Annotated in this window: 28 protein-coding genes and 1 pseudogene; 19 read left to right on the top strand and 10 right to left on the bottom strand. The window is 71.6% G+C overall.

Annotated features, from left to right (window positions below):
- Nucleotides 1-230: 230 nt before the first annotated feature.
- Nucleotides 231-872, top strand: a complete 642-nt coding sequence (locus NMN56_RS25735) for a hypothetical protein (RefSeq protein WP_430542702.1) — start codon at nt 231-233, stop codon at nt 870-872.
- A gap of 60 nt (nt 873-932) precedes the next feature.
- On the opposite strand, the gene NMN56_RS43320 is transcribed toward NMN56_RS25735, so the two are convergent.
- The 4 genes from NMN56_RS43320 to NMN56_RS25720 form a co-directional block, all read right to left on the bottom strand.
- Nucleotides 933-1,007, bottom strand: coding sequence for a 50S ribosomal protein bL37 (locus NMN56_RS43320; protein WP_430542707.1), 75 nt, complete (start codon nt 1,005-1,007; stop codon nt 933-935).
- Nucleotides 1,008-1,111: 104 nt separating this feature from the next.
- Complete coding sequence (ybaK, locus tag NMN56_RS25730; protein WP_274041758.1) at nt 1,112-1,612, bottom strand: Cys-tRNA(Pro) deacylase; 501 nt, start codon at nt 1,610-1,612, stop codon at nt 1,112-1,114.
- 34 nt (nt 1,613-1,646) lie between these two features.
- The gene (locus tag NMN56_RS25725; RefSeq protein ID WP_274041757.1) at nt 1,647-2,456 is read right to left on the bottom strand and encodes an LON peptidase substrate-binding domain-containing protein; all 810 of its coding nucleotides are present in this window, start codon (nt 2,454-2,456) and stop codon (nt 1,647-1,649) included.
- A gap of 131 nt (nt 2,457-2,587) precedes the next feature.
- The gene (locus tag NMN56_RS25720; RefSeq protein ID WP_274041756.1) at nt 2,588-4,207 is read right to left on the bottom strand and encodes an oxidoreductase; all 1,620 of its coding nucleotides are present in this window, start codon (nt 4,205-4,207) and stop codon (nt 2,588-2,590) included.
- A 235-nt stretch (nt 4,208-4,442) separates the two neighbouring features.
- On the opposite strand from NMN56_RS25720, the gene hisD reads away from it, so the two are divergent.
- From hisD to NMN56_RS25675, 9 genes are all read left to right on the top strand, one after another.
- Nucleotides 4,443-5,843, top strand: a complete 1,401-nt coding sequence (gene hisD, locus NMN56_RS25715) for a histidinol dehydrogenase (RefSeq protein ID WP_274041755.1) — start codon at nt 4,443-4,445, stop codon at nt 5,841-5,843.
- On the top strand, nt 5,840-6,979 hold the full coding sequence (locus NMN56_RS25710) for a histidinol-phosphate transaminase (RefSeq protein ID WP_274041754.1): 1,140 nt from the start codon (nt 5,840-5,842) through the stop codon (nt 6,977-6,979). Before hisD ends, NMN56_RS25710 begins: the two co-directional genes overlap by 4 nt.
- On the top strand, nt 6,976-7,566 hold the full coding sequence (gene hisB / locus NMN56_RS25705) for an imidazoleglycerol-phosphate dehydratase HisB (protein ID WP_274041752.1): 591 nt from the start codon (nt 6,976-6,978) through the stop codon (nt 7,564-7,566). The genes NMN56_RS25710 and hisB overlap by 4 nt, the downstream gene beginning before the upstream one ends.
- Before the next feature lie 85 nt (nt 7,567-7,651).
- Complete coding sequence (locus tag NMN56_RS25700) at nt 7,652-7,816, top strand: hypothetical protein (protein ID WP_274041751.1); 165 nt, start codon at nt 7,652-7,654, stop codon at nt 7,814-7,816.
- Nucleotides 7,813-8,460: an imidazole glycerol phosphate synthase subunit HisH gene (hisH, locus tag NMN56_RS25695; protein WP_274041750.1), complete on the top strand. Its 648-nt coding sequence runs from the start codon at nt 7,813-7,815 to the stop codon at nt 8,458-8,460. The genes NMN56_RS25700 and hisH overlap by 4 nt, the downstream gene beginning before the upstream one ends.
- Nucleotides 8,461-8,477: 17 nt before the next feature.
- Nucleotides 8,478-9,200 (top strand): bifunctional 1-(5-phosphoribosyl)-5-((5-phosphoribosylamino)methylideneamino)imidazole-4-carboxamide isomerase/phosphoribosylanthranilate isomerase PriA, encoded by a 723-nt coding sequence (priA, locus tag NMN56_RS25690; RefSeq protein WP_274041950.1) that lies wholly within the window; start codon nt 8,478-8,480, stop codon nt 9,198-9,200.
- Nucleotides 9,200-9,589, top strand: coding sequence for a RidA family protein (locus NMN56_RS25685; protein WP_274041749.1), 390 nt, complete (start codon nt 9,200-9,202; stop codon nt 9,587-9,589). The genes priA and NMN56_RS25685 overlap by 1 nt, the downstream gene beginning before the upstream one ends.
- A gap of 5 nt (nt 9,590-9,594) precedes the next feature.
- Nucleotides 9,595-10,350: an imidazole glycerol phosphate synthase subunit HisF gene (gene hisF, locus NMN56_RS25680; protein ID WP_274041748.1), complete on the top strand. Its 756-nt coding sequence runs from the start codon at nt 9,595-9,597 to the stop codon at nt 10,348-10,350.
- A 204-nt stretch (nt 10,351-10,554) separates the two neighbouring features.
- Nucleotides 10,555-10,935 carry a DUF6463 family protein gene (locus NMN56_RS25675; RefSeq protein WP_274041747.1) on the top strand — a complete coding sequence of 127 codons (381 nt, stop codon included), beginning with the start codon at nt 10,555-10,557 and terminating at the stop codon, nt 10,933-10,935.
- Here the strand turns inward: NMN56_RS25675 and NMN56_RS25670 are convergent.
- Entirely contained in the window at nt 10,918-11,682 is a 765-nt protein-coding gene (locus NMN56_RS25670) for a class I SAM-dependent methyltransferase (RefSeq protein WP_274041746.1), read from the bottom strand. The two genes, NMN56_RS25675 and NMN56_RS25670, sit on opposite strands and share 18 nt — an antisense overlap.
- Before the next feature lie 122 nt (nt 11,683-11,804).
- Between NMN56_RS25670 and NMN56_RS25665 the strand changes: the two genes are divergently transcribed.
- Entirely contained in the window at nt 11,805-12,470 is a 666-nt protein-coding gene (locus tag NMN56_RS25665) for a DUF1707 domain-containing protein (protein ID WP_274041745.1), read from the top strand.
- A 137-nt stretch (nt 12,471-12,607) separates the two neighbouring features.
- Here the strand turns inward: NMN56_RS25665 and NMN56_RS25660 are convergent, their stop codons facing one another.
- The 3 genes from NMN56_RS25660 to NMN56_RS25650 are packed head-to-tail and all read right to left on the bottom strand — an operon-like array spanning nt 12,608 to nt 15,932.
- Nucleotides 12,608-13,342 carry a succinate dehydrogenase/fumarate reductase iron-sulfur subunit gene (locus NMN56_RS25660; RefSeq protein ID WP_274041949.1) on the bottom strand — a complete coding sequence of 245 codons (735 nt, stop codon included), beginning with the start codon at nt 13,340-13,342 and terminating at the stop codon, nt 12,608-12,610.
- Nucleotides 13,343-13,353: 11 nt separating this feature from the next.
- Nucleotides 13,354-15,312: a fumarate reductase/succinate dehydrogenase flavoprotein subunit gene (locus tag NMN56_RS25655; protein ID WP_274041744.1), complete on the bottom strand. Its 1,959-nt coding sequence runs from the start codon at nt 15,310-15,312 to the stop codon at nt 13,354-13,356.
- The gene (locus NMN56_RS25650; RefSeq protein ID WP_430542706.1) at nt 15,309-15,932 is read right to left on the bottom strand and encodes a succinate dehydrogenase cytochrome b subunit; all 624 of its coding nucleotides are present in this window, start codon (nt 15,930-15,932) and stop codon (nt 15,309-15,311) included. The genes NMN56_RS25655 and NMN56_RS25650 overlap by 4 nt, the downstream gene beginning before the upstream one ends.
- Before the next feature lie 312 nt (nt 15,933-16,244).
- Here NMN56_RS25650 and NMN56_RS25645 point away from each other — a divergent pair, with 312 nt between their 5' ends.
- Nucleotides 16,245-17,279, top strand: coding sequence for a LysR family transcriptional regulator (locus tag NMN56_RS25645; protein ID WP_274041947.1), 1,035 nt, complete (start codon nt 16,245-16,247; stop codon nt 17,277-17,279).
- Between the two features lie 70 nt (nt 17,280-17,349).
- Here the strand turns inward: NMN56_RS25645 and NMN56_RS25640 are convergent, their stop codons facing one another.
- Together NMN56_RS25640 and NMN56_RS25635 are read right to left on the bottom strand one after the other, a co-directional pair.
- Nucleotides 17,350-18,609 (bottom strand): serine hydrolase domain-containing protein, encoded by a 1,260-nt coding sequence (locus NMN56_RS25640; RefSeq protein WP_274041743.1) that lies wholly within the window; start codon nt 18,607-18,609, stop codon nt 17,350-17,352.
- 562 nt (nt 18,610-19,171) lie between these two features.
- Complete coding sequence (locus NMN56_RS25635; protein WP_274041742.1) at nt 19,172-19,804, bottom strand: TIGR03085 family metal-binding protein; 633 nt, start codon at nt 19,802-19,804, stop codon at nt 19,172-19,174.
- A gap of 300 nt (nt 19,805-20,104) precedes the next feature.
- On the opposite strand from NMN56_RS25635, the gene hisI reads away from it, so the two are divergent.
- From hisI to trpM, 7 genes and pseudogenes are all read left to right on the top strand, one after another.
- On the top strand, nt 20,105-20,458 hold the full coding sequence (hisI, locus tag NMN56_RS25630) for a phosphoribosyl-AMP cyclohydrolase (RefSeq protein WP_274041741.1): 354 nt from the start codon (nt 20,105-20,107) through the stop codon (nt 20,456-20,458).
- A 95-nt stretch (nt 20,459-20,553) separates the two neighbouring features.
- Nucleotides 20,554-22,074 carry an anthranilate synthase component I gene (locus tag NMN56_RS25625; RefSeq protein WP_274041740.1) on the top strand — a complete coding sequence of 507 codons (1,521 nt, stop codon included), beginning with the start codon at nt 20,554-20,556 and terminating at the stop codon, nt 22,072-22,074.
- 188 nt (nt 22,075-22,262) lie between these two features.
- A complete protein-coding gene (locus tag NMN56_RS25620; RefSeq protein WP_274041946.1) occupies nt 22,263-22,919 on the top strand; it encodes a TIGR02234 family membrane protein in 657 nt (218 codons plus the stop codon).
- Nucleotides 22,920-23,034: 115 nt separating this feature from the next.
- Nucleotides 23,035-23,289 (top strand): HGxxPAAW family protein, encoded by a 255-nt coding sequence (locus tag NMN56_RS25615; RefSeq protein WP_274041739.1) that lies wholly within the window; start codon nt 23,035-23,037, stop codon nt 23,287-23,289.
- Nucleotides 23,290-23,336: 47 nt separating this feature from the next.
- Entirely contained in the window at nt 23,337-23,738 is a 402-nt protein-coding gene (locus NMN56_RS25610) for a DUF2752 domain-containing protein (RefSeq protein WP_274041738.1), read from the top strand.
- Nucleotides 23,739-23,908: 170 nt separating this feature from the next.
- A complete protein-coding gene (gene trpC, locus NMN56_RS25605; protein WP_274041737.1) occupies nt 23,909-24,718 on the top strand; it encodes an indole-3-glycerol phosphate synthase TrpC in 810 nt (269 codons plus the stop codon).
- A 150-nt stretch (nt 24,719-24,868) separates the two neighbouring features.
- A pseudogene (trpM, locus tag NMN56_RS43315) lies at nt 24,869-24,994 on the top strand (tryptophan biosynthesis modulator TrpM); the annotation flags it as partial.
- Between the last annotated feature and the right edge of the window lie 118 nt (nt 24,995-25,112).

Genomic DNA, 25,112 nt, shown 5'->3' with positions numbered 1-25,112 from the left:
GGGTACGGGGCTCACGGCGCCGCCGCCGGGGCCGCCCGAGGGTCGGGGCTCGCGGCGCGGCGGGGGCCTGGCACGATGGCGGAGTGACCGTACCGACGCCCTCCTCACACAACCCGGATTCCTCGCACTCGTCCCCGCGGACGGACGGCGGCTCCGGTGGTCAGTCCGACGCCGGGCAACACGGGGCCGGGTCCCCCCACGCGCAGTCTCCCTACGCGCAGTCCCCCTACATGCAGTCGTCCCACGCGGACCCGTCCGTTCCTGCGGCGCCGCCCTCGTACATGGGTGGCCAGCACGGGGGCGGCGGTGCGGGCGGAGCGATCGTACGGCGCGAGCTGCGGGACGCTGCCCTGTGTGTGCTGGGCGTCGCCGTCCTCGGGGTGCTGTTCGGACTGCTGTGGGTGTGGCTGGCGCCGAAGGTGCCCCTGTTCACGGACGGCAAGGCGGTCTACCTCAAGGATCCCGAGGGCGAAGAGGCGATGGGTGCCGACGGCACCTTCGCGCTGCTCGGGCTCGCCTTCGGGGCCCTGACCGGCGTCCTCGTCTACTTCCTGCGCAGGCACGGCGGAGTCGGCATCGTCGTCGGCCTCGCCGTGGGCGGTCTGCTCGGCTCCCTGCTGGCCTGGCGCACCGGGGTGCTGCTGGGCCCTGAGACGGATGTCGTACGGGCCGCGAAGGAGGCGGGCAGGAACGCGACGTTCGACGCGCCGCTCAAGCTCCAGGCCAAGGGCGTACTCCTCGCCTGGCCCTTCGCAGCCGCCGCGCTCCATCTGCTGTTCACGGCGATCTTCCTGCCCACCGACCTGCCCGCCGAGCGGCAGTCCGCCGTGGTGCAGGCGCCGCCGGAGTGGAACGAGAACACGGAACGCTAGAGGCGGCCATGGCGGCGGTGAGGACTGCCGCGACAGCCGCGGGGACGGCCAGGGGCGTGGTTACGCGGGACGGCGGCCGTGGTTGGCGCGGTTCTTCTTGAGGCGCCAGCGGCGTTTACGCGTTCGTTTCGACATGGGTCAGTCGTAGCGCTGCCCCGCACCCCTGGGAAGCCCCGCGGACGGCGTATTCGGTCCGCGCACGGCGTATGACGGTGTATTCGGCACTGCGTACGGCGTATTCAGGAGCGTGCGACCGGCGCCGTGATCGCCTCGGTGAGGGCCGCGAGGTCCTCGGGGGCCAACTCGATCTCCAGCCCGCGCCGGCCGGCGGAGACACAGATCGTGCGCTGCTCGGCCGCCGAGGCGTCCAGCACGGTGGGCAGCTTCCTGCGCTGCCCGAGCGGCGAGATCCCGCCGCGTACGTATCCGGTGGTGCGTTCGGCAGCCGCGGGGTCCGCCATCGTGGCGCGCTTGCCGCCCGCGGCCGAGGCCAGCGCCTTCAGGTCGAGGGAGGCCGAGACGGGCACGACGGCGACGGTCGGCGCACCGTCGACATCCGCGACGAGTGTCTTGAACACCTGCTCGGGGGCCACACCCAGCGCCTCGGCGGCCTCAGCGCCGTACGAGGCCGCGGCCGGGTCGTGCTCATAGGCGTGGGTGGTGAACGGGATGCCCGCGCGGGTGGCGGCGACGGTGGCGGGCGTCGCCGCCGACTGCTGCCTGGACTTCTTCTTGGCCACGGCTGTGCTGCCTAGCTGCCTGCGTTCCGTACGGTCAGTTGGGGCTGGTCGGCCCCCGGGTCAGCTCCGGGGCCGGAAGCGACGGGAGCTTACCGATGACCGAGGTCTCGCGGCGAAGGATTTTCAGCTCGTCCGCCAGCCGCGTCGCCGTGTCGGGCGCCTGGAGCAGCCGCTGCTTGGCTGGGGTGTCCAGCACGGTCGCGGCGGCGACCAGGTACGAGACCACGGACGGGTCGTCCGGCAGCTCCTGCTCCTGACCGGCGGCGATGGTGCGCTCGCGGGCGCTGGCGAGCCGCTTCTGGTACGCCCTGAAGGCACGCAGCACACCGGAGGCCAGCGCGCCGGCGCCGTCGCCCTCCTCCTCGGGCAGCTCCTCGACCTCACCGGTCAGATACGGGCCCGAGACATCGACGGACAGCAGCCGGAACCGGGAGGTGCCGGTGGCCAGCACCTCGTAGCCCGTGGTGCTCATACGGGGGTCGGCCATGGCTGCCTCCTCCTCGGGCGACTCGGCCGGCCCGATCGAGCCCGTGCTGCGCTCGCGGATCGTCGAGGCGTCCGCGACGCAGCCGACCGTGTAGAAGGAAGCGAGCGGATCCTTGCCGAACCCCGCTGTGGGGTCCGTACCAGGTGGAGGCGCGGATTCCGGCAGGCCGAGCGCGGTGGGCGCGACCTCGCGGCCGTCCCTGATGGCCACGACGCCGAACCTGCGCGGCGCGTCCTCCGGCAGGGCGAGAAGGTCGCGCATAAGCGCGCGGTACCGCGCCTCGAAGATGTTCAGCGGCAGCACCAGGCCCGGGAACAGCACCGAGTTGAGCGGGAAGAGCGGGAGCGCGGTTGTCACAACCGGTAAGCCTAAAGCCTCCGGCGGTGTTGGCGCGTTCCGGTCACAGGAGTCACACCAGACAGCACCCGGCAGGCCACCCGGCAGCCGCCCTGCGGTCCTGCGGCTACCGGCGCCGCAGCGCCCTGCGGCTACTGGCGGCGCAGCAGGCGTGTGGCGCCCGTGGCGACGGTGGTCGCCAGGATCCAGCCCAGCAGGATCATCACGGCAGCGACCCACTGGTAGCGGCCCACCGGGTTCCACGCCGTGTCCTGGCCGAAGGTGATGACGGGCAGCAGCAGGTCGAGGGTGTAGAGCGCCGCGTTCCACTGGGGTGCCTCGTCGCCCTTGAGCGCGGGCGGCCGGTTGGCGTCGAACAGCAGCGTGCCCGTCAGCCAGAGCACGCCCATCCAGACCGCCGCCTGTCCCGGGCGGTAGCCGTAGGCCACCGTCCAGTCCTGGAGGTACCCCCACAACTTGCCCAGCAGCGGCAGCGTCTCGCGGCGGCGGCGCTGTTTGGCCAGCAGCACGACACGCGCGTTGGTGTCCTCGCCGCTGTTGCGGTACATCGCGGCGAGCTGCTCGTAGGGCTCGGGCGCGTACTCGGCGGTGGCCGAGGTGACCCACTGGAGGCGCTCACGGACGTTGAAGTGACCCTCTTTGGGGATCGCGTGCTGGTAGGTGAAGCCCGCCATCCACAGCCGCTCGTCGCGCGGCCAGCTGGAGGTGCGGTCCATCAGCTTCTCGACCGTCGCGCCCGACAGCACCACGAGGCCGCGTTCGGGCAGCTGCGGGGTGAAGGTCAGTTCCGGTGTCGTGAGGCGCCGCAGCGACAGCTCCTGGTCGCGCTGCATGTCCAGGCGGGCGTTGTCGATCACCAGCGAGGAGCCGAACCGCCCGTCGTCGAGCACCATGCCGCCCGTGCACTCGAAGTGCTTGGTGCGCCACCTGGTGCCACCGTGGGTGCTGAAGTCGTAGCGCGTACCGGTCGGCGGGGTCGCGCCGTAGATCTGGGGTGCGCTGCCCCTGTCCGCGTCGGCGAAGCTCGCCACCTGCTCGACGGTCATCTGCGGCGCGTACAGCGCGAAGCGTCCGCGCGGGTTGCGCAGCACGGTGCCGAACATGTGCAGGGAGCTGCCGATCGTCGCGCCGCGCAGGCTGACCTGCCCGTCGGTCACCAGCAGGCTGGCCTGGAGCTCCTGCGAGATGGTGATGCCGTCGGCCGTGATGGCGCGGATACGGCGGCCACTGCCCACGGTCGACTCGTTGAGCAGCAGGTCGCTGCCGATCGTGGCGTCCGTCAGCTTGATGCCTTCGGGCACGCTGCACCGGGGCAGGTGCAGATCGCCCTCGGCCGTGAGCCTGGCCGCCTCCAGGCGCGGCACGTAACAGTCGACGAAGCGCCCGGTGTTGATCCGGGTGTCCGTCATCCGCACCTCCTCCTCGAAGCGGCAGCCGGTGATCTCGAAGTAGGGCTCGACGACACCGCCGGACAGCTCCAGGCAGCCCGTGATGTAGGCGCCGGTCAGGTGGAGCGAGGCGACCCTGCCCATCAGGGGCGGCGGGCCGTGCAGCAGCAGCATGGCGATGACACGGGCACGCAGGGTGCGCTCCGGGCCCCACACGTGATCGCCGTTCGGGTCGTCCAGTTCCGGTTCCCCGGAGGCCAGGTCGTACATGCTGCCGTTCCGGAACGCCTGCCACAGCCCCCACTCGGCGGTGGTCGGTTGCAGCCCCGGAGGCGGCTCACCCGGGTCCGAAGGCTCGCTCACGCGCTCTCCCCCTCAGTTGTCGTGGTCGTGGCGTACGCAGCCGTGGCGTCCGCGCGGATCATCGGCGCGAAGAAGCGGACGCGGTGGCGAACGTGTTCGAACTTGACGGTCGTACGCTTCCCTTTCCCGCTCCGTGACCGGCTGAACGCGCGAGGCGACGATCGTCCTGAGTGACGCGTATCAGCCATTGATACGGACGGCCGGTACGTCCTATGGGTCTGAGAGACTTGGACCTGTGATCTCCCGAATCGATCTGCGTGGTTCCTCCCCGGAGGGAACCCCATCCGCCGACGTGACCTCAGCCCCGGCGAACGGCGTGGTCGACCGCGACCTGCTGCCCCGGGCCGAACTCGACGTGGAGGCAGCGCTCGCCACGGTGCGCCCGCTCTGCGAGGACGTGCGGCATCGTGGCACAGCGGCGGTGATCGAGTACACGGAGAAGTTCGACGGCGTACGTCTGGACCGGGTGCGGGTGCCCGTCGAGGCACTGACCGAGGCACTGGCCGAACTGGACCCGGCCGTACGCTCCGCGCTGGAGGAGTCCATCCGCCGCGCCCGTATCGTCCACCGCGACCAGCGCCGCACCGACTCGACGGTCCAGGTCGTACCTGGCGGTACCGTCACCGAGCGCTGGGTGCCCGTCGAGCGGGTCGGGCTCTACGTCCCCGGCGGCAGGGCCGTCTACCCGTCGTCCGTCGTCATGAACGTCGTTCCCGCGCAGGAGGCCGGCGTCGGCTCGCTCGCCGTCTCGTCGCCGCCGCAGGCCGCGGCGGACAACAGCAGGTGGGCCGGTCTCCCGCACCCCACCATCCTCGCCGCGTGCGCCCTGCTCGGCATCGACGAGGTCTACGCGGCAGGCGGCGCGCAGGCCGTCGCGATGTTCGCCTACGGCACCGACGAGTGCGCCCCCGTGCAGCTCGTGACGGGTCCGGGCAACATCTACGTCGCTGCGGCCAAGCGCCTGCTCAAGGGCGTCATCGGCATCGACTCCGAGGCGGGCCCCACCGAGATCGCGGTGCTCGCCGACGACAGCGCCGACCCCGTGCACGTCGCCGCCGACCTGATCAGCCAGGCCGAGCACGACGTGGTCGCCGCGGCCGTGCTGGTCACCCCGTCCGAGGCGCTGGCCGAGGGCGTCGAGGCCGAGCTGAAGACGCAGGTACCCGCCACCAAGCACAGCGAGCGCATCGCCGAGGCGCTGGCCGGCCGCCAGTCCGGGGTCGTACTGGTCGACTCGCTGGAGCACGGCCTCGCCGTCGTCAACGCGTACGCGGCCGAGCACCTGGAGATCCAGACCGAGGACGCCGCCTCCTGGGCGGCACGGGTACGCAACGCGGGCGCCGTCTTCGTCGGCCCCTACGCGCCCGTCTCACTGGGCGACTACGCCGCCGGCTCCAACCACGTGCTGCCGACCGGCGGTTGCGCCTGCCACTCCTCCGGGCTCTCGGTGCAGTCCTTCCTGCGCGGCATCCACGTCGTGGACTACTCGAAGGAAGCGCTCGCCGACGTCACCCACCACGTCCTCGCGCTCGCCGACGCCGAGGACCTGCCCGCACACGGCGACGCGCTGCGGGCACGTTTTGTCGGAGACGAACGAGAAGGCCGCAGCGGCTGGAAGGCGCCTGAGGGATCGTGAACGACATCGACTCCCTTCCCATCAGGGACGAGCTGCGCGGCAAGTCCCCGTACGGTGCGCCCCAGTTGGACGTGCCGGTGCGGCTGAACACGAACGAGAACCCGTACCCGCTGCCCGATCCGCTCGTCGAGCGGATCGCCCAGCGGGTCACCGAGGCGGCGCGCGACCTCAACCGGTATCCCGACCGGGACGCCGTCGAGCTGCGCGCCGGGCTCGCGCACTACCTCTCACGCACGGCGGGCCACCCCGTCACCCGCGAGCAGGTGTGGGCGGCCAACGGGTCCAACGAGGTGCTCCAGCAGCTCCTTCAGGCGTTCGGCGGCCCGGGACGCACGGCGCTCGGCTTCGAGCCCTCGTACTCGATGCACGCGCTCCTCGCGCGCGGCACCGGCACCGGCTGGCTCTCCGGGCCCCGCAACGAGGACTTCACCATCGACATCGACGCCGCGGTCCGCACCATCGCGGAGCAGCGGCCGGACATCGTCTTCATCTGCTCGCCCAACAACCCCACCGGTACGGCAGTCACCGAGGAGACCGTTCTCGCGCTGTACGAGGCCGCGCAGGCGGCCAGGTCGGACGGCCATGGCGCGCTGGTGGTGCTCGACGAGGCGTACGGCGAGTTCTCGCACCATCCCTCGCTGCTGCCGCTGATCGAGGGCCGCCCGACGCTGGTGCTCTCGCGCACCATGTCCAAGGCGTTCGGCGCCGCCGGGCTGCGGCTCGGCTACCTGGCAGCCGACGCGGCCGTGGTCGACGCCGTACAGCTCGTACGGCTGCCGTACCACCTCTCGGCCGTCACCCAGGCCACCGCGCTCGCCGCGCTGGAGCACACCGATACGCTGCTCGGATACGTGGAGCAGCTCAAGGCGGAACGCGACAGGCTGGTGGACGAGCTGCGTGCCATGGGATGCCAGGTCACCGAGTCCGACGCCAACTTCGTGCAGTTCGGGCGCTTCGACGGCGCCGCCGGCTCCCACGCGGTGTGGGAGGCGCTGCTGGCGCACGGTGTCCTCGTCAGGGACAACGGAGTGCCCGGCTGGCTGCGGGTGTCAGCGGGGACGCCCGAGGAGAACGACACGTTCCTCGACGCGGTGCGAGCCGTGACGAAGGAGCTGAAGGAGAAGAGCGACACATGACGCGCAAGGGCCGCGTGGAGCGGACCACCAAGGAGACGTCGGTGGTGGTCGAGATAGACCTCGACGGCACCGGCAGGGTCGATGTCGGTACGGGTGTCGGCTTCTACGACCACATGCTCGACCAGCTCGGCCGTCACGGCCTGTTCGACCTCACGGTCAAGACCGAGGGCGACCTGCACATCGACAGCCACCACACCATCGAGGACACGTCCCTCGCGCTGGGCGCCGCCTTCAAGCAGGCGCTCGGCGACAAGCGCGGCATCGTGCGGTTCGCCAACGCGTCCGTGCCGCTGGACGAGTCCCTCGCACAGGTCACCGTCGACCTGTCAGGACGCCCCTACCTCGTGCACACCGAGCCCGAGGGCATGGCGCCGATGATCGGCTCCTACGACACGACGATGACCCGGCACATCCTGGAGTCCTTCGTCGCGCAGGCGCAGGTCGCCCTGCACGTCCACGTCCCGTACGGGCGCAACGCGCACCACATCGTCGAGTGCCAGTTCAAGGCCCTGGCACGGGCCCTGCGGTACGCGAGCGAGATCGACCCGCGGCAGACCGGGATCCCCTCGACCAAGGGCGCGTTGTGAGCGACGTCCGAGCGGCTGACGGGCCGCAGACAGGGACGATGCCCGCACGCTGCCGCGCGGGCGGAGAAGCGAACGGAGAAGTGCTGTGACGGGGCTCTCGGCGATCCTCATCTTCGTCGGGCTCTTCCTGGCCGGCGGCGCTTTCTCGTTCTGGAAGCAGAAGCTGCCCACAGGTGTGGTCGTGCTGCTCGGTATCGGGGCCGTCATGGCGCTGCTGGCCGGTGTGCTGCGGCTGGAGTGGTGGTCATGAGCGCGGGCGGCAAGAAGAGCGTCGTCGTCTTCGACTACGGCTTCGGGAACGTCCGTTCGGCCGAGCGCGCCCTCGAACGCGCGGGCGCCGAGGTCGAGATCACCCGTGACTACGACAGGGCCATGAAAGCGGACGGCCTGCTCGTACCCGGCGTCGGTGCCTTCGCCGCCTGTGTGGAGGGGCTGCGCGCCGCGCGGGGTGACTGGGTCATCGGGCGCAGGCTGGCCGGCGGTCGGCCCGTCATGGGGATCTGCGTGGGCATGCAGATCCTCTTCTCGCGGGGCATCGAGCACGGCCAGGAGGCGGAGGGCATGGACGAGTGGCCCGGCACGGTGGGCCCGCTCAAGGCCGAGGTCGTACCGCACATGGGCTGGAACACGGTCGAGGCACCCGAGGGCACCCGCCTGTTCGCGGGCCTGCCGGCCGACGAGCGCTACTACTTCGTGCACTCCTACGCCGTGCACGACTGGGAGCTGGAGTCGGACAACCCGGCCATGGCAGCGCCCAAGGTGAGCTGGACGACACACGGGCAGCCGTTCGTCTCCGCCGTCGAGAACGGTCCGCTGTGGGCCACCCAGTTCCACCCCGAGAAGTCCGGCGACGCCGGAGCGCACCTGCTGACCAATTGGATCGAAACGCTATGAGCCCCAAGAGCGCCGCCGTGAGCAAGCTCGAACTCCTGCCCGCCGTCGATGTCCGTGACGGCCAGGCGGTGCGTCTCGTGCACGGGGAGTCCGGTTCCGAGACCTCCTACGGTGACCCGATGGACGCGGCGCTGGCCTGGCAGCGTGCGGGCGCCGAGTGGCTCCATCTGGTCGACCTGGACGCGGCGTTCGGCACCGGCGACAACCGGGCCCGGATCGCCGAGGTCGCGAACGCCATGGACCTGAAGGTCGAGCTGTCGGGCGGCATCCGGGACGACGCCTCGCTGGCGGCTGCGCTGGCCACCGGCTGCACCCGGGTCAATCTGGGTACGGCGGCGCTGGAGTCCCCCGAGTGGGTCGCGAAGATCATCGCCGAGCACGGCGACCAGATCGCCGTCGGTCTCGACGTACGCGGTACGACCCTGCGCGGACGCGGCTGGACCCGGGACGGCGGTGACCTTTACGAGACGCTGGAGCGGCTCGACGCCGAGGGCTGCGCCCGTTACGTCGTCACGGACATCGCCAAGGACGGCACTCTCCAGGGGCCCAACCTGGAACTGCTGCGCAATGTCTGCGCCGTCACCGACCGGCCGGTTGTGGCCAGTGGCGGAGTCTCGTCCCTTGACGATCTGCGGGCCATCGCGTCCCTTGTACAGGAGGGCGTCGAGGGTGCCATCGTCGGCAAGGCCCTCTACGCCAAGGCGTTCACCTTGGAAGAGGCTTTGGAGGCGGTTGGCTGATGGCCGGAATACACCGGGTCGCGTCCGGGGGTCCCTGGGAGGACTCCTTCGGTTACTCACGGGCAGTGGAACTGCCCAACGGCCTGGTGTTGGTGGCCGGTTGTGCCTCCGTCGAGAACGGCCAGTTCGTCGACGGAGGCCCGTACGAGCAGGCCGTCACCGCGTTCGGGGTCGCCCTGGACGCGCTGAAGGGCCTCGGGCTCGGTGCGGACAGCGTGGTGCGTACGCGGATGTACGTCACCCACGCACGGGACGTGGAGGAGGTCGGCCGCGCCCACAAGGAACTGTTCGACGCGGTCCGCCCGGCCGCCTCGATGGTCATCGTCTCGGGCTTCGTCGACCCCAGCATGGTCGTCGAGGTCGAGGTGGAAGCGTACAGAGGAGCTTGAACAGAATGTCCCTGGCGGTCCGAGTCATTCCCTGCCTGGACGTGGACGGCGGCCGGGTCGTCAAGGGCGTCAACTTCCAGAACCTGCGCGACGCGGGCGATCCGGTCGAGATGGCGAAGGTGTACGACGCCGAGGGCGCCGACGAGCTGACGTTCCTCGACATCACCGCCTCGTCCGGCGACCGCGAGACGACGTACGACGTGGTGCGGCGCACGGCGGAGCAGGTGTTCATCCCGCTGACGGTGGGCGGCGGTGTGCGCACGGCCGAGGACGTGGACAAGCTGCTGCGTGCCGGGGCCGACAAGGTGGGCGTGAACACCGCCGCCATCGCCAGGCCCGAGCTGATCAGGGAGATCGCCGAACGGTTCGGCAGCCAGGTGCTCGTCCTGTCGGTGGACGCGCGGCGTACGTCCGACGGCTCCTTCGAGGTCACCACGCACGGCGGGCGCCGGAGCGCGGGCATCGACGCCGTCGAATGGGCGCACCGTGCCGCCGAGTTGGGCGCGGGAGAGATCCTGCTCAACTCCATGGACGCGGACGGCACGAAGGACGGCTACGACACGGAGATGATCGCCGCCGTGCGCCGCCATGTGTCCCTGCCCGTGATCGCCTCGGGCGGCGCCGGTGGGACGGGGCACTTCCCGCCCGCCGTTGAAGCGGGCGCTGACGCGGTGCTCGCCGCCTCGGTCTTCCACTTCGGCGACCTGCGCATCGGCGAGGTCAAGTCCACCCTGCGCGCGGCAGGCCACCCGGTGCGCTGAGCCTGCTCCTCACGGGGCCCTTCCGCTCTGCGTCTGCCCCTGCCCGTGGTGTGCGGTCCGCGGGCGCGCGTGGGCCGGTGGCGCAGTTCCCCCCCGCCCCTTCGGGCCCCATGTGGTGACGGGGTGGGTGCCGTGCTCAACTCCCGCCCGTCCGGGCAGGGGGCACCGCGCTCAACTACTGCCTCGCTGACTACGATTCGCCACATGAAGCAGATTTCGGCGGGTTCGATGCGGTCGGCGGGGCGCTGGGTCCAGATCACGGCGCTCGCGCACGGGACGATCGGCGCGGTGCTCTACCGCGATGTGCTGGCGGAGACGGTGCGCGCCGGAGTCGGCTCCGTGCCCGAACGGGGTGACAGGGCGGCGGCCTTCTGGTTCATGGCGGCCACGCCGGCGCTCTGGCTGGGCGGACGGCTGCTGCGCTCGGCCGAGGAGAACGGCGATGTCCCGGCGCAGCGCGCCGCGGGCACCGTGCTGACCGGTATCGGCGCCGTGGGCGCTGCGGCGATGCCCACGAGCGGCTTCTGGGCGCTGGCCGGAATCGGCGGTGTCGTGCTGCGCAGGACGCTACGGCGTACCGGCTGACACGGCCTGGTCCGGCAGGTCCGGCAGCTTGGTGGCCAGCACCAGGCGGCAGCGCGGGGAGCCGTCCTCGCGGGAGCCCAGCTCGGGCAGGGGGTGCAGAGTGACGGCGAAGCCGGCCTCGCGCAGTTCCCGCCGTACGCCCGACAGGGGCCAGGTGCGGTAGTACATGACGAACGGTGGCCGCCACACGGCGTTCCGTACCCGCATCGCCGCGTCGAAGGCCAGCAGCGACCAGTACGGGGCCGTTCCGGGGCGCGGGGGAGCGGCCAGCGGGAAGGCCAGGTGGCCGCCCGCGCTGAGCGTGGCCCGTACCTGGGCGAACAGGTGCGGGTGCTCGGCCGGCAGGAAGTGGCCGTGTGCGCCGAAGCTCACGACGAGGTCGAAGGCGCCGGGCGCGAAGGGCAGCGCGTGGGCCTCGCCGCGTACCCAGTCCGCCTCCGGGGCGGCCTCGCGGGCCCGCGCCAGCATGCCCGTACTGAAGTCGACCCCCGCGACCCGTCCACCGCACACCTCACGCAGCACGCGGGTGCCGGCGCCCGTGCCGCAGCACAGGTCGAGCCCGGCGCCGAACGGGCCGTACGGGCGCAGTGCGCGTGCCGTCGCGTCGAGGACGGCGTCGGGGGTGCGGTAGGGCGTGCGGTCGAACTTCGGCGCCAGCAGGTCGTAGCCGTGCTCGACGGAGGACAGCGCCTGTACGGCGAGTTCACGGAAGGTGGGCCCGTTACGGGCCGCGCGCGGTGCGGACACGGCGCCAGCCTAAGCGGGCTCTGCCCCTTTCGATGTACGGGCCGGAGTCGATCTCGTACCGCCCGGCGATGCGGGGACGTGCAGGTCCGTGGTGCCCTGGAGGGGTACAGGAGGTGGACACCATGCCCGCAGACGTCACCGGGGGACACCGGCCGGAGCGCCACGGGACGGGGCAGCGGACGCCCCGGATGCGGGCCTCGGACGCCGAGCGCGAAGCGGTCGTGGAGCGGCTGAGCCAGGCGACGGCCGAGGGCAGGCTGACCCTGGAGGAGCTTGCCGACCGCAGTGAGGCCGCCTTTCTGGCCCGCCACCGCGACGACCTCGACCGCATCGCCGCCGACCTCCCGCAGCCCGGCCAGGAGACGCGGCAGGCCCGGCTCACCAAGGGCCCCGCCGTCTTCCGCGCCACGACAGGCGATGTCACGCACGAGAGCCCCGCGCTCGGAACGTCCGGCGAGGTCGAGGCCACCGCCGTCCTGGGCGACCTCACCCTGAACCTCGCCCACGCCCAGGCCCCGCCCTCGGGTGAACTGCGGGTCACGGCGAAGGCGTGGGCGGGTGACGTGAAACTGATCGTGCCCGAGGGCGTGACGGTGGAGACCTCGGGCTCGGTCCGCGACCGCACCCGCCGCCGCACCCACGACGTACCGCCGGGCGCGCCCCGCGTACATGTGAAGGGCACGGCCTACCTGGGCGAGATCACCGTCGTCCGGCCCCGCGGCAACCGCCGCACCACCTGGCGCGAGTGGATCGACGAGGCCCTGGACACGGCCACGGAGTTCCTCTGAGAGACCCCACGGACGGGCAGCCAACACGCAAGCGGCCCCCCCCGCCCCGCAAGGGGCGCGGGGAACGGCGCGCTGAGCCACGACCGACGGGCACGCAACACACAGGCGGCACCACATAGGCGCCAAAAGCCCAGCGCTCAGCGCACGGCGCGGAGGAACTCCCGGTTCATCGCGGCGATGGAGGGCAGCGGAATCCCCTTGGGGCAAGCGGTGGCGCACTCTCCCGCGAGAGTGCAGCCGCCGAAGCCCTCGGCGTCCATCTGCCCCACCATGTCCAGCACACGCGTCCCCCGCTCAGGCGCCCCCTGCGGCAGCGCGTTGAGGTGGTTGACCTTGGCGGAGGTGAACAGCATCGCCGACCCGTTGGGGCACGCGGCCACACAGGCGCCGCAGCCGATGCACTCGGCGTGCGTGAACGCGTCGTCGGCCGTCGGCTTGGGCACGGGTGTCGCGTGCGCCTCGGGCGCGCTGCCGGTGGGCGCCGTGATGTAGCCGCCGGCGCCGATGACGCGGTCGAGCGCGGAACGGTCGACGACCAGGTCGCGTACGACGGGGAAGGCGGCGGCACGCCACGGCTCGATGTCGATGGTGTCGCCGTCGGCGAAGTGCCGCATGTGCAGCTGGCAGGCGGTGGTGCGTTCGGGGCCGTGTGCCTGGCCGTTGATGACCATGCCGCAGGCACCGCAGATGCCCTCGCGGCAGTCGTGGTCGAAGGCGACGGGTTCCTCGCCCTGGAGGATGAGCGCCTCGTTGAGGGTGTCGAGCATCTCCAGGAACGACATGTCGGGGGAGATGTCCTCCACCTCGTACGTGCGCATCGCGCCGGGCTCGTCCCGGTCCTGCTGGCGCCAGATGCGCAGGGTCAGCCTCATGCTCGGGTCACTCACGTGTAGCTCCGCTGGGTGGGGTGTACGTACTCGAAGGTCAGTTCCTCGCGGTGGAGGACCGGAGGCGTGCCCGTGCCGGTGAACTCCCAGGCGGCGGCGTAGGAGAACTCCTCGTCCTTGCGCGCCGCCTCACCGTCGGGGGTGCGGGACTCCTCGCGGAAGTGGCCGCCGCAGGACTCGGTGCGGTGCAGCGCGTCCAGGCACATCAGTTCGGCCAGCTCCAGGTGGTCGGCCACGCGATTGGCCTTCTCCAGCGACTGGTTGAGGGCCTCGCCCGAGCCCGGCACCTTGATCCGCCGCCAGAACTCGGCGCGCAGCTCCGGGATACGGTCCAGCGCCTTGCGCAGGCCCGCCTCGTTGCGTGACATGCCGCACTCGTCCCACAGCAGGGAGCCGAGTTCGCGGTGGAAGGAGTCGGGGGTGCGGTCACCGTTGTTGGACAGCAGCGCGTAGAGCCGGTCGGTGACGGAGAAGACGGCCTCGTGCACGGCGGGGTGGTCGGGGCCGAGGTCCTCGTGGCCGGTGTGCGGGTGCCGCGCGAGGTAGTCGCTGAGGGTGGCGGGCAGGACGAAGTAGCCGTCGGCGAGCCCCTGCATCAGCGCGGAGGCGCCGAGCCTGTTGGCGCCGTGGTCGGAGAAGTTGGCCTCGCCGATGGCGAACAGCCCCGGCACCGTGGTCTGGAGGTCGTAGTCGACCCACAGGCCGCCCATCGTGTAGTGGATCGCGGGATAGATCCGCATGGGCCGGGCGTACGGGTCCTCGGCCGTGATCCGCGCGTACATCTCGAAGAGGTTGCCGTACTTCTCCTCGACGGCCTTGCGGCCCATACGGTCCAGCGCGTCGGCGAAGTCGAGGTAGACGCCCTGCCCGCCGGGGCCGACGCCGCGGCCCTCGTCGCAGACGTTCTTGGCGGCGCGCGAGGCGATGTCGCGGGGCACGAGGTTGCCGAAGGAGGGGTACTGCCGCTCCAGGTAGTAGTCCCGTTCGTCCTCGGGGATGTCCTGCGGCGCACGGGCGTCGCCGGCCCGCTGGGGCACCCAGATACGGCCGTCGTTGCGCAGGGACTCGCTCATCAGCGTCAGCTTGGACTGGTGCTCGCCGGAGCGCGGGATGCAGGTGGGGTGGATCTGGGTGAAGCAGGGGTTGGCGAAGTAGGCGCCCCTGCGGTGCGCGCGCCAGATGGCGCTGGTGTTGGAGTTCTTGGCGTTGGTGGAGAGGTAGAAGACGTTGCCGTAGCCGCCGGTCGCCAGCACCACGGCATCAGCGAAGTAGGTGTCGATACGCCCGGTGACCAGGTCCCGCGCGACGATGCCACGGGCCCGCCCCTCGACGACGATCAGGTCGAGCATCTCGGTGCGCGGGTGCATCTCGATGTTGCCCGCTGCGATCTGCCGCGAGAGCGCCTGATAGGCGCCGAGCAGGAGTTGCTGGCCCGTCTGGCCGCGCGCGTAGAAGGTGCGCGAGACCTGTACGCCGCCGAACGAGCGGGTGTCGAGCAGTCCGCCGTACTCGCGCGCGAAGGGCACGCCCTGTGCGACGCACTGGTCGATGATCTCGGTGGAGATCTCGGCCAGCCGGTGCACGTTGGACTCGCGGGAGCGGAAGTCGCCGCCCTTGACGGTGTCGTAGAAGAGCCGGTGCACGGAGTCGCCGTCGTTGCGGTAGTTCTTGGCGGCGTTGATGCCGCCCTGCGCGGCGACGGAGTGGGCGCGGCGCGGCGAGTCCTGATAGCAGAACTGCACGACGTGGTAACCCTGTTCGGCCAGCGTGGCGCCCGCCGAGCCGCCCGCGAGCCCGGTGCCGACGACGATGACGGTGTGCTTGCGGCGGTTGGCCGGGTTGACGAGCTTCGCCTCGAAGCGGCGCCGGTCCCAGCGTTCGGCGACAGGCCCGCCGGGTGCCTTGGTGTCGACGAGCGGGTCGCCGGTCGCATAGCTCTCGTACGGGGTGCTCAATTCACTACTCCCGTCATGACGCCGAGGGGTACGGAGAGGAAGCCCAGGGTGAGGACGAGGGCCAGGACGTTCGAGGTGGCCTTCAGTACGCGCGCTGTGCCGGGCTTGGTCACACCGAGGGTCTGCGCCGCGCTCCAGAAGCCGTGCCTGATGTGCAGCCCGACGGCGAGCATCGCGACGATGTAGATGACGTTGGCGTACCACGTGCGGAAGGCGGCGACGATGTTCTCGTACGGGTGCCCCGACTGGCCGCGCGGGTTGACGGTGCCGGTGGTCAGGTCGAGGAGGTGCCAGACGATGAACAGCGTGAGGATGATCCCGCCCCAGCGCATGGTGCGGGTCGCGTAACTGGTCCGCTGCCGTTTGTGCTGGTACTTCACCGGGCGCGCTGCGATGTCGCGGCGGCTGAGCTGGTACGCGCTGACGCCGTGCAGGACCACGGCCGCGAGCAGCACCACGCGTACGACCCACAGGAACCACTCGTAGTGCAGGACCGGTTCGCCGAAGGTGCGCAGCCAGTGCGCGTAGCCGTTCATCTCCCCCGGACCGAAGAAGACCTTGAGGTTCCCGAGCATGTGCGCGACCAGATAGGCGAGCATCACCAGGCCGCTGACGGCCATGACCACCTTCTTGCCGATGGTCGAGCCCCACAGGGTGCGCAGGAAGCCGCCGCCTCCGGGAGGTGCGGGCGGGCGGGCCCGCTGGTTCCGCTGTGCCTGTTTCGCGGTCGGTGCCTGTTGCGCGCCGGGTGACTGCTGCCCCGCCGCTGTCCCCGCCCCCGGAGAGCCCGCGGTCTGCGTCGTTCCCGTCGTCCCGGTCGTAGCCGTCGTCGCCATGACAACTGACCGTAGGTACGCTACCCAGCATCAGTCCAAGACATAGAAATGCTGCGTCCGATAGCGCGCAGCTATCGTATGTCTATGCTGGGGCCCATGCAGCTCCAGCAGCTCCGGTACTTCGCCGCCGTCGCCGACACCCTCCACTTCACGCGCGCCGCGCAGCGCGAACACGTCGCGCAGCCCTCCCTCTCGCAGCAGATCCGTGCGCTGGAACGGGAGTTGGGGGCCGAGCTGTTCCACAGGGCGCGGGGCCACATCTCCCTCACCGACGCGGGCGAGGCCCTGCTGCCGCTGGCACGCCGTGTGCTGGCCGACACGGAAACCGCGCGCCGCGAGGTCCAGGAGGTCGCGCAGCTGCGGCGCGGCCGGGTGCGGCTGGGGGCTCCGCCGAGCCTGTGCGCGAGCATGGTCCCCGATGTGCTGCGTGCCTTCCACGACCGCTACCCCGGCGTTGACCTGGTCGTGCACGAGGACGGCTCGCAGGACCTCGTGCGCGTGCTGGCCTCGGGCGAGCTGGACCTCGCGCTGATCATCACGCCGCTGGCCGCGCAGGGCCCCGCGCTGACCACGTTCGAGCTGCTGCGCGAGGAACTGGTCGTCGTCTCAGCGCCGGACGAACCGCCCCCCGTGCGCCACTCCCGCATCCGCGTGGAGGACCTGCGCTACCGGCCGCTCGCGATGTTCAGGCGCGGCTACGACCTGCGCGAGTTCACCGTCGCCGCCTGCCGCGAGGCCGGGTTCGAGCCGGTCTTCGGGGTGGAGGGCGGCGAGATGGACGCGGTGCTCGGCTTCGTCCGGGCCGGTCTCGGCGTGGCCGTCGTACCCAGCATGGTGGCCTCCCGCTCGGGCCTGCGTACGACCCGCTTCGCCGACCCGGGCCTGCACCGCACGATCTCGGTCGCACACCGAGGCGACGTCTCGCCACCGCGCGCCGCACGCGAGCTGCAGCGCATCCTCACCGAACGGCTGGCTCTGGAGTCGGAAGCGGAGGTGGGGACTGACGCGGGGACGGACGCGGAGGCGGGGGCAGGGACGGAAGCGGGGACAGGGACGGAAGCGGACGCGAGCGCGGATGCGAGCGGGGACGCGATCGGGGACGCGGAACGGGACGCGGAGGCGGGGACCTGACGCGCCCCCGCTGTCGGTTGCGGCGCCCAGTGCCCGGCGCACCCGGCACCCCGCCCCGCCCTACCCCGCCTCACCGCACCACGTGCCGGGAGGTCGCCGCTTTCACGATCCGCCGGCTCATCGGCGAGGGGTCGGCGCCGTGCTGTGTGGGCCCGAACGACCAGACCAGGCGCCGCTGTTGGTCGCGCGTCGCGAACATGCCGGTCGCGTAGCCGTACTGCTCGCCGGTCTTGCCCCAGAAGGTGACCCCGTCGACCGTCGCGGTCTGGAGCCCCGTGCTGTAGCGCGCCGGGCTCCCGTCCAGCATGCGTACGTGCGCCGGGGGGAGCGTGAACATCCGCCGTAGCTGCCGCTCGGGCAGCAGCGCGCCCGAGAAGAGCGCGGCGAGGAAACGGTGCAGGTCGCCCGTTGTGGAGACCAGCTCGCCCTCGGCCCACGCGCCGGACATGTCGAACTCCGTCACGTCCTCGCGCGAGCCGTCCGTCATGTCGAGGTAGCCGTGCATGTGCCGGCCGTGGATACGGCGGTCGGCGCCGGGGAACGAGGTGTCGCCCAGGCGCAGCGGGCGCAGAACGCGCGCGGTGACCTCCTCGCCGTACGGGCGCCCTGTCACCTGCTCGATCACCAGGGCCGCGAGCACGTAGTTGATGCCCCGGTACTCCTGACGCGTGCCCGGTGTGAACTTGAGAGGGCGCCGGGTCGCCGTCGCCACGAGCTGTTGGGGCGTCCACCGGTCGAAGCGGTGGCGCAGCACGGCCTCCGGAGTGTCCAGTTCCGGCAGCCCTACGTGGTCGGGCAGGCCGCTGGTGTGCCCGAGGAGATGGGCGACCGTGAGCGCCTCGAACCCGGGCGGGAGCAGCCCCGGCAGGTAGTGCCGTACCGGTGACTCCAGCCGCAGCCGGCCCTCGTCGGCGAGCTGGAGCGCCACCGTCGCCACGAACGCCTTGGTGACGCTGCCCGCGCGTACCTTGTCGTTCAGGCCGACGGGCCGCCCGGTGCGCAGGTCGGCGACCCCGGAGGTGCCGTACCAGCGCCCGGCCGAGCCGCTGACCCGTAGCTGCGCGCCGGTGGCGCGAGGGTGTTCCAGATCGTCGATGGCGGCGCGCAGCGCACCGGAGTCGGGCGGCGGCAGCGCGCGGGAGCCGGGCCCGGAGCGGGTACCTGGGCCTGTACGGGGCGAGGGGGCGTGCCCCGCGCCCATGGCGACGGGGGTGCCCACGGTGGCCAGCGCCGTACTCGTGGCGACACCGCCCAGCACGGTCCTGCGGGAGGGCCGCACGGTGCGGGGGGCACGGGCGGCGGGGCTGGGGGAGAGCGGAGTGGAAGTCATACGTCCACACTCCAGTGCGCCGGCCCCCGCTCCATCCGGGAACACCCTGAAGCCGCCCCGGACCGGTACTCCGGGCCCCTCGGGGTCCACTCGGGGACACCTCGTCAGGGGAACGGGACCCATGGGGCGAGTGGGTCCGAAGCCGCCTCCGGCCCCGACCACCCACTCCGGCGCACCCCCGCCGAACCGGCCGAACTCGGCGCCGGAACGGCCGAGTTGGGTCGCCGCTGGGCCGCGCACCGCCGCACGACGGAAGCGGCGCGGGGGAGGTGCGGGGGCGGCGGAGAGGTGGCGGAGGCGGCGGAAGCGGAGAGGTGGCGGCACCGGGGAACGGGGCCGCCGAGCGGGGGCGAGCCGTGCCGCCGTGCCGCACCTCTCCGGCTCTACAGCTTCCCGTACCGTCCGTGACAGCGGTGCCGACCGCCGACCGCGAACCGACCGGCGACCGCGAACCGACCGGCGACCGCGAACCGACCGGCGACCGCGAACCGACCGCCGACCGCGAACCGACCGGCGACCGCGAACCGACCGCCGACCGCCGACGCGATCGTCGGCGACCGCCTCAGAGGCCGAGCTTGGCCGCGTACAGCCGGGCGATGTCTTCCTTGTCGCCGTCCAGCTCGACATCCGCCTTCTCCTGGCGCCCCGAGGCGAACAGCAGCAGCTCGGACGGCGACCCCGTGACGGTGACGACCGGGGCGCCCTTGTGGGCCACCGCGGTCTGGCCGTTGGGGCGGCGCAGTACGAGGCCGACGGGTGACCTGCGCCCGTACATCCGCGCCCCGGTCTCCAGGCGCCGCCACAGCGCGTCCTCGAAGACCGAGTCCAGCTCGCGCGGTGTCCAGTCGGGCTGGGCGCGGCGTACGTCCTCGGCGTGGATGAAGAACTCCACCGTGTTCGCCGCCTCGTCCACCTGCTTGAGTGCGAACGGCGACATCTTCGGCGGGCCCGTACGGATGAGCTGGAGCAGCTCCTCGTACGGCTTGGCGGCGAACTCCGCCTGTACGCGCTCCAGTCGAGCGGCGAGTGGCTTGATCAGGATCCCGCCCGCCGCGTCCCCGCGGCGCTCGCGCACCACGATGTGCGCGGCCAGGTCCCGGGTGTGCCACCCCTCACACAGGGTCGCGGCATCGGGGCCGTTGGTCTCCAACAGGTCTGCGAGCAGCAGGCGTTCCCGCTTGGCATGGGTCGACATGCGGCAAGCGTACGGCTCTGGCGCGATGTGTGCCCGGGTGTACGCGGCGCGTGTTCCCGCGGGCCCGCCTCCCGCCCATCCGGGTCCGCATCGTGCCCGCTCCGGGCTCCCGGCCCCGTCCACTCCCCGCGCGCTCCCTGCCCGTTCCCTGTCCGTTCCCGGCGCGGACGGGCCGGGAACGGCGTGCGGGACGGGCCGTTCCGGTGGGCCGAGGCAGGCCGCTTCGGGGTGCGGCACGGTGCAGGGCCTGCGGGAGAGCGGCGTGCGGGACCGTGCAGGGCAGTGCGGGACAATGGACGCATGCCCCAGAACTCCTCCCTCGACCCCGCCGTCGCCGCCCGCCTCAAGCGCGACGCCGACGGGCTCTTCCCGGCCATCGCGCAGCAGTACGACACGGGGGAGGTGCTGATGCTCGGGTGGATGGACGACGAGGCACTCGCGCGGACGCTGGCGTCCGGACGCGCCACGTACTGGAGCCGCAGCCGCTCCGAGTACTGGGTGAAGGGCGACACCTCAGGGCACGTCCAGCATGTGAAGTCCGTCGCGCTGGACTGCGACGCCGACACCGTGCTCGTGAAGGTGGACCAGGTCGGCGCCGCCTGCCACACCGGCACCCGTACGTGCTTCGACGCAGACGAACTGGCACTCGGCTGATCCCTTTCCTCGTCTCCCGGGGTCTCCCGGGCCGGTGGCCCCCGCTCCTTCTGCCCCAACCTCCGGTAGGGAAAGGGCACGTAGAGTGAGCGACCATGACCTGCGCGCCCGACCTCGAAACGTTCCGCACCCTCGCGAAGGACCGCCGGGTCATCCCGGTGACCCGGCGCCTGCTCGCGGACGGTGACACCCCTATCGCCCTGTACCGGAAGCTGGCCGCCGAACGCACCGGCACCTTCCTCCTGGAGTCGGCGGAGAACGGCCGTACGTGGTCGCGCTACTCGTTCATCGGCGTACGCAGCGACGCGGCGCTGACCGTGCGCGAAGGACAGGCGCACTGGCTGGGTACACCCCCGGTGGGCGTACCCACGAGCGGTGACCCGCTCGCGGCGCTGCGGGAGACGGTCGAGGCGCTGCACACACCCCGTGACCTGCACGAGGGCGCGGATCTGCCCCCGTTCACCGGCGGCATGGTCGGCTACCTCGGGTACGACATCGTCCAGCGCCTGGAGAAGGTGGGCCGGAACCCGCACGCCGCGGACGATCTCGGGCTGCCCGAACTGACGATGCTCCTCACCTCCGACCTCGCGGTGCTCGACCACCGCGACGGCACGGTGCTGTTGATCGCCAACGCCATCAACCACAACGACCTCGCCACGGGCGTGGACGAGGCACACGCCGACGCCGTACGGCGCCTGGACGCGATGGCGGACGACCTGGCGCGTCCTGCGCCGGTCGCCCCGGTGGCGCTGCCCGCCTCCGAACTCCCGCGCTACGAGGCGAAGTCGGGCGGCGCGACCTACGAGGCATGGGTGGAGGACATCAAGGAGCGCATCCGCGCGGGTGAGGCGTTCCAGGTGGTGCCCTCCCAGCGGTTCGAGGCGCCCTGCGGGGCGAGCGCGCTGGACGTCTACCGCGTGCTGCGCGCCACCAACCCGAGCCCGTACATGTATCTCCTGCGCTTCGACGGTTTCGACATCGTCGGCTCCAGCCCCGAAGCGCTGGTCAAGGTCGAGAACGGGCGCGCCATGATGCACCCCATCGCGGGCACCAGGCCCCGTGGCGCCACACCGCGCCAGGACAACGAGCTGGCCGACGAGCTGCTGGCCGACCCGAAGGAACGCGCCGAGCACCTGATGCTCGTCGACCTCGGACGCAACGACCTGGGCCGGGTGTGCGAGCCGGGCAGCGTCGAGGTCGTCGACTTCATGTCCATCGAGCGCTACAGCCACGTCATGCACATCGTCTCGACCGTAACGGGGCAGCTCGCCGAGGGCCGCAGCGCCTTCGACGCGCTCACCGCGTGCTTCCCCGCCGGCACCCTCTCCGGTGCGCCCAAGCCGCGTGCCCTCCAGATCATCGAGGAGCTGGAGCCGACCAGGCGCGGGGTGTACGGCGGTTGTGTCGGATATCTCGACTTCGCGGGCGACTCGGACACCGCCATCGCGATCCGTACGGCGCTGCTGCGTGACGGCACCGCCTACGTGCAGGCAGGAGCGGGTGTCGTCGCCGACTCCGACCCCGCGGCCGAGAACGCCGAGTGCGCCAACAAGGCGGCTGCCGTGCTGAGGGCGGTCCGAACGGCCGAGCGGCTCGGCGGTAGCGTGGAGGAGTGACTTCTCGAACTCCCGCCCCCGAAGAGGAAGGCGGGTCAGCCGCGCACGACGTGCACGCTGAGACCGCAGAGCACGCCGAGGCCGCGGGGCCTGCCGGGGCCCCGGGCTCCGTTGAGATCCCGAAGCCTGCCGCGGAGGCCCCGGAGCCTGTAGAGCCTGTTGAGGCTGCGGAGCCCGCTGAGCCTGCGGTGGATGCTGCGGGGCCGCCCGTCGGTGTCGCCGGGGCCGCCGGTGCCGCGCGGTCCCGGGCCGGTCGGCGTGCGCTCGCGCTCGCGCTGCTGTGCGGCGCCGTCGGCGCCGCGCTCGCTCTGGTCGCCGCCGGGCAGACCTGGAGCGGGTCCTCTGCCCAGTTCGCGCAGGGCCAGGTGCCCGTACGGGCCAAGGGCAGCGAGGTCACCGGGCTCCCGAGCGCGCTGGCCCTGGTCGGCCTCGCCGCGCTGGTCGCCGTCTTCGCCGTACGCCGCGCCGCGCGCTTCGTCGTCGCCACGCTGCTCACCGTCTGTGGCGGCGGTGTCCTCGCCTCCGCGCTGCTCGGCGCCGATGACACCGGAGCGCTCAGCGAGAAGGCGGCCAAGGCCAGCGGCCTCGCGGAGAGCGGCGTCGGCTCCGTCGACCTGACGGCCTGGCCGTATGTCTCCGCCGTGGGCGGCGCGCTGCTGGTGATCGCCGGTCTGCTGGCCCTCCGTTACGGCCGCGGCTGGCCCTCGATGTCGGGCAGCGCCCGCTACGAACGCACCCCGCTGCGGCAGCGCGCCGCACGGCCCCAGCGGATCGATCCGGACAGGCCCGAGGACCTGTGGAAGGCACTCGACCGAGGCGAGGACCCCACCCACGGCACCGCATGACGTACCCGAACCGCGTAACGCAGCCGACCCCCGTGCCGGTGGGAACGCGGGGGCGGGGGACAATGTCCATGAGCGGGCCGGGTGGCCCCATTAGGTAGTGACACAAGGAGCATTCATGGCGAACAGCCACGGACACACCCCGGCCGCGTGGACCGGCGTGATCATCGCCTTCGTCGGCTTCTGCGTCGGCTCGGTCTTCATGGTGCTCGCGGAGCCGATCGGAGTGGCGGCCTCTGTAGTGATCATCCTGATCGGTGCCGTCGTCGGTGGGCTGATGCGTGCGGCCGGGCTCGGACAGCCGAAGACCAACGGCCTGACCGAGGCCCAGCTCCAGGCCCATAGGCAGACACACGCGGAAGCACGCTCCTGACCGAGCGGCAGAACGCAGCGACGCTGCGGTACCGCCTGCGCAGAGCGGTGCCGCGCACGGCCGCGCCCATCGGCACCCTCGCCGGTGTGGGCGCGGCCTTCGTGTATGTGGCCTCGTTCGACCCGAACCAGCCAGGCCACTACCCCGCCTGCCCGCTGCTCGCGGTGACCGGCATCTACTGCCCCGGCTGCGGCGGGCTGCGCAGCGCGTACGCGGTCGCACACGGCGACCTCGCCTCGGCGCTGCACGCGAATGTGCTGGCTGTCGTCCTCTTCGTCGCCTTCGCCGCGCTCTGGACCCACTGGTTCCTACGGCGTGCGCGTGGGCTGCCCTACGTGCTGCCGCTGCGCCCGCGTCTCATGGCCTGGCACGGGTGGGCAGCGGGTGCGCTCGTGGTGGCGTTCACGGTTGTCCGGAACACGCCCCTCGGTACCGCGCTCATCCCCTGACCGTGTGTGCCCGCGCTCACATCAGTCCATTGGTTTGTCCCGCTATGTGGGATTACGATCAACCGGATGCGAGTCCTCCGTCCATCGGCGGATACCATCGGAGTGCCCAACCTGACCATCCCCGCACCGCGGCGCGGGGGTCCGCACCCAGCCAAGAAGGGGGCCGCTCGGTGAGTGTGCTCGACGAGATCATCGAAGGCGTACGTGAGGACCTCGCCGTGCGGCAGGAGCGCGTCAGCCTCGACGAACTCAAGGAGCGCGCAGCCAAGGCGCCCCGCGCGAAGGATGGCCTCGCGGCCCTCAAGGGCGACAGCGTGCGCGTGATCTGCGAGGTCAAGCGGTCCAGCCCGTCGAAGGGCGCCCTCGCCGCCATCGCTGACCCCGCGGCGCTTGCCGCCTCCTACGAGGCGGGTGGTGGAGCGGTCATCTCTGTTCTCACGGAGCAGCGGCGGTTCGGCGGGTCCCTCGCCGATCTTGAAGCGGTCCGCGCGAGCGTGGACATTCCCGTGCTGCGCAAGGACTTCATGTTCTCCGCCTACCAGTTGTGGGAGGCGCGTGCGCACGGAGCCGACATCGTGCTGCTGATCGTTGCCGCGCTGGAGCAGGAGGCGCTCGTTTCGCTCATCGAGCGCGCCGAGTCCATTGGTCTGACGCCGCTCGTCGAGGTCCACGACGAGGAGGAGACCGAGCGGGCGCTCGATGCCGGCGCGAAGATCATTGGGGTCAACGCGCGGAATCTCAAGACGCTTGAGGTGGACCGGGGCAACTTCACGCGCATCGCGCCTGAGATTCCCGATCACGTGGTGAAGATCGCGGAATCTGGTGTGCGGGGGCCGCACGATCTCATCGCCTACGCGAATGACGGGGCCGACGCTGTGTTGGTCGGGGAGTCCCTGGTGACGGGGAAGGATCCCCGTACCGCCGTTTCTGATCTTGTCGCTGCTGGGGCGCATCCGGCGTTGCGGCACGGGCGGGGCTGACGCCCCGTGTTTCCCGCCCATTCTTTCGCGGGGTCCGCGGGTGTGGACTACTCCGCCGATGCCGGGTCCGCTGTCGCGGGGTGCGTTGATGTCCGCTCCGCTTTCGCGGGGTCCGTTGATGGCGGCTCCGCTTGCGCGGGTACCGCTTTCGCGGCACTTGCTCGTGGGTGTCGGCCTCGTGGGTGTCGGGCGCCTGCTCGGCGGGTGCGGGGGCGGCGGGTGCGGTACCACATCGGGTGCGAGCCTGGGCAGGTCAACGGGTGTCGATGGCGCTGAGGCGTCTCCTCCGTCTGTGTCTTTCCCATCGTTCCTCTTCTGTTCCTGATGGGGCTTCGCCCCTTGCCCCGTTGGCCTCGCCGGCCGGGCGTTGGGGGGCTCCGCCCCCCAACAGCCC

The sequence above is a fragment of the Streptomyces iconiensis genome (genome assembly GCF_028657195.3).
GTDB lineage: Bacteria > Actinomycetota > Actinomycetes > Streptomycetales > Streptomycetaceae > Streptomyces > Streptomyces iconiensis.
This window is presented reverse-complemented; position numbering and strand designations above follow the sequence as displayed.

Coding starts and splice junctions, on each gene's coding strand:
- NMN56_RS25735 (WP_430542702.1), top strand. CDS start 231: ATGCAGTCGTCCCACGCGGACCCGTCCGTTCCTGCGGCGCCGCCCTCG.
- hisB (WP_274041752.1), top strand. CDS start 6,976: ATGACGCGCAAGGGCCGCGTGGAGCGGACCACCAAGGAGACGTCGGTG.
- hisH (WP_274041750.1), top strand. CDS start 7,813: ATGAGCGCGGGCGGCAAGAAGAGCGTCGTCGTCTTCGACTACGGCTTC.
- NMN56_RS25685 (WP_274041749.1), top strand. CDS start 9,200: ATGGCCGGAATACACCGGGTCGCGTCCGGGGGTCCCTGGGAGGACTCC.
- hisF (WP_274041748.1), top strand. CDS start 9,595: ATGTCCCTGGCGGTCCGAGTCATTCCCTGCCTGGACGTGGACGGCGGC.
- NMN56_RS25675 (WP_274041747.1), top strand. CDS start 10,555: ATGAAGCAGATTTCGGCGGGTTCGATGCGGTCGGCGGGGCGCTGGGTC.
- NMN56_RS25665 (WP_274041745.1), top strand. CDS start 11,805: ATGCCCGCAGACGTCACCGGGGGACACCGGCCGGAGCGCCACGGGACG.
- NMN56_RS25660 (WP_274041949.1), bottom strand. CDS start 13,342: ATGAGGCTGACCCTGCGCATCTGGCGCCAGCAGGACCGGGACGAGCCC.
- NMN56_RS25650 (WP_430542706.1), bottom strand. CDS start 15,932: ATGGCCGTCAGCGGCCTGGTGATGCTCGCCTATCTGGTCGCGCACATG.
- NMN56_RS25645 (WP_274041947.1), top strand. CDS start 16,245: ATGCAGCTCCAGCAGCTCCGGTACTTCGCCGCCGTCGCCGACACCCTC.
- NMN56_RS25640 (WP_274041743.1), bottom strand. CDS start 18,609: ATGACTTCCACTCCGCTCTCCCCCAGCCCCGCCGCCCGTGCCCCCCGC.
- NMN56_RS25635 (WP_274041742.1), bottom strand. CDS start 19,804: ATGTCGACCCATGCCAAGCGGGAACGCCTGCTGCTCGCAGACCTGTTG.
- hisI (WP_274041741.1), top strand. CDS start 20,105: ATGCCCCAGAACTCCTCCCTCGACCCCGCCGTCGCCGCCCGCCTCAAG.
- NMN56_RS25625 (WP_274041740.1), top strand. CDS start 20,554: ATGACCTGCGCGCCCGACCTCGAAACGTTCCGCACCCTCGCGAAGGAC.
- NMN56_RS25615 (WP_274041739.1), top strand. CDS start 23,035: ATGGCGAACAGCCACGGACACACCCCGGCCGCGTGGACCGGCGTGATC.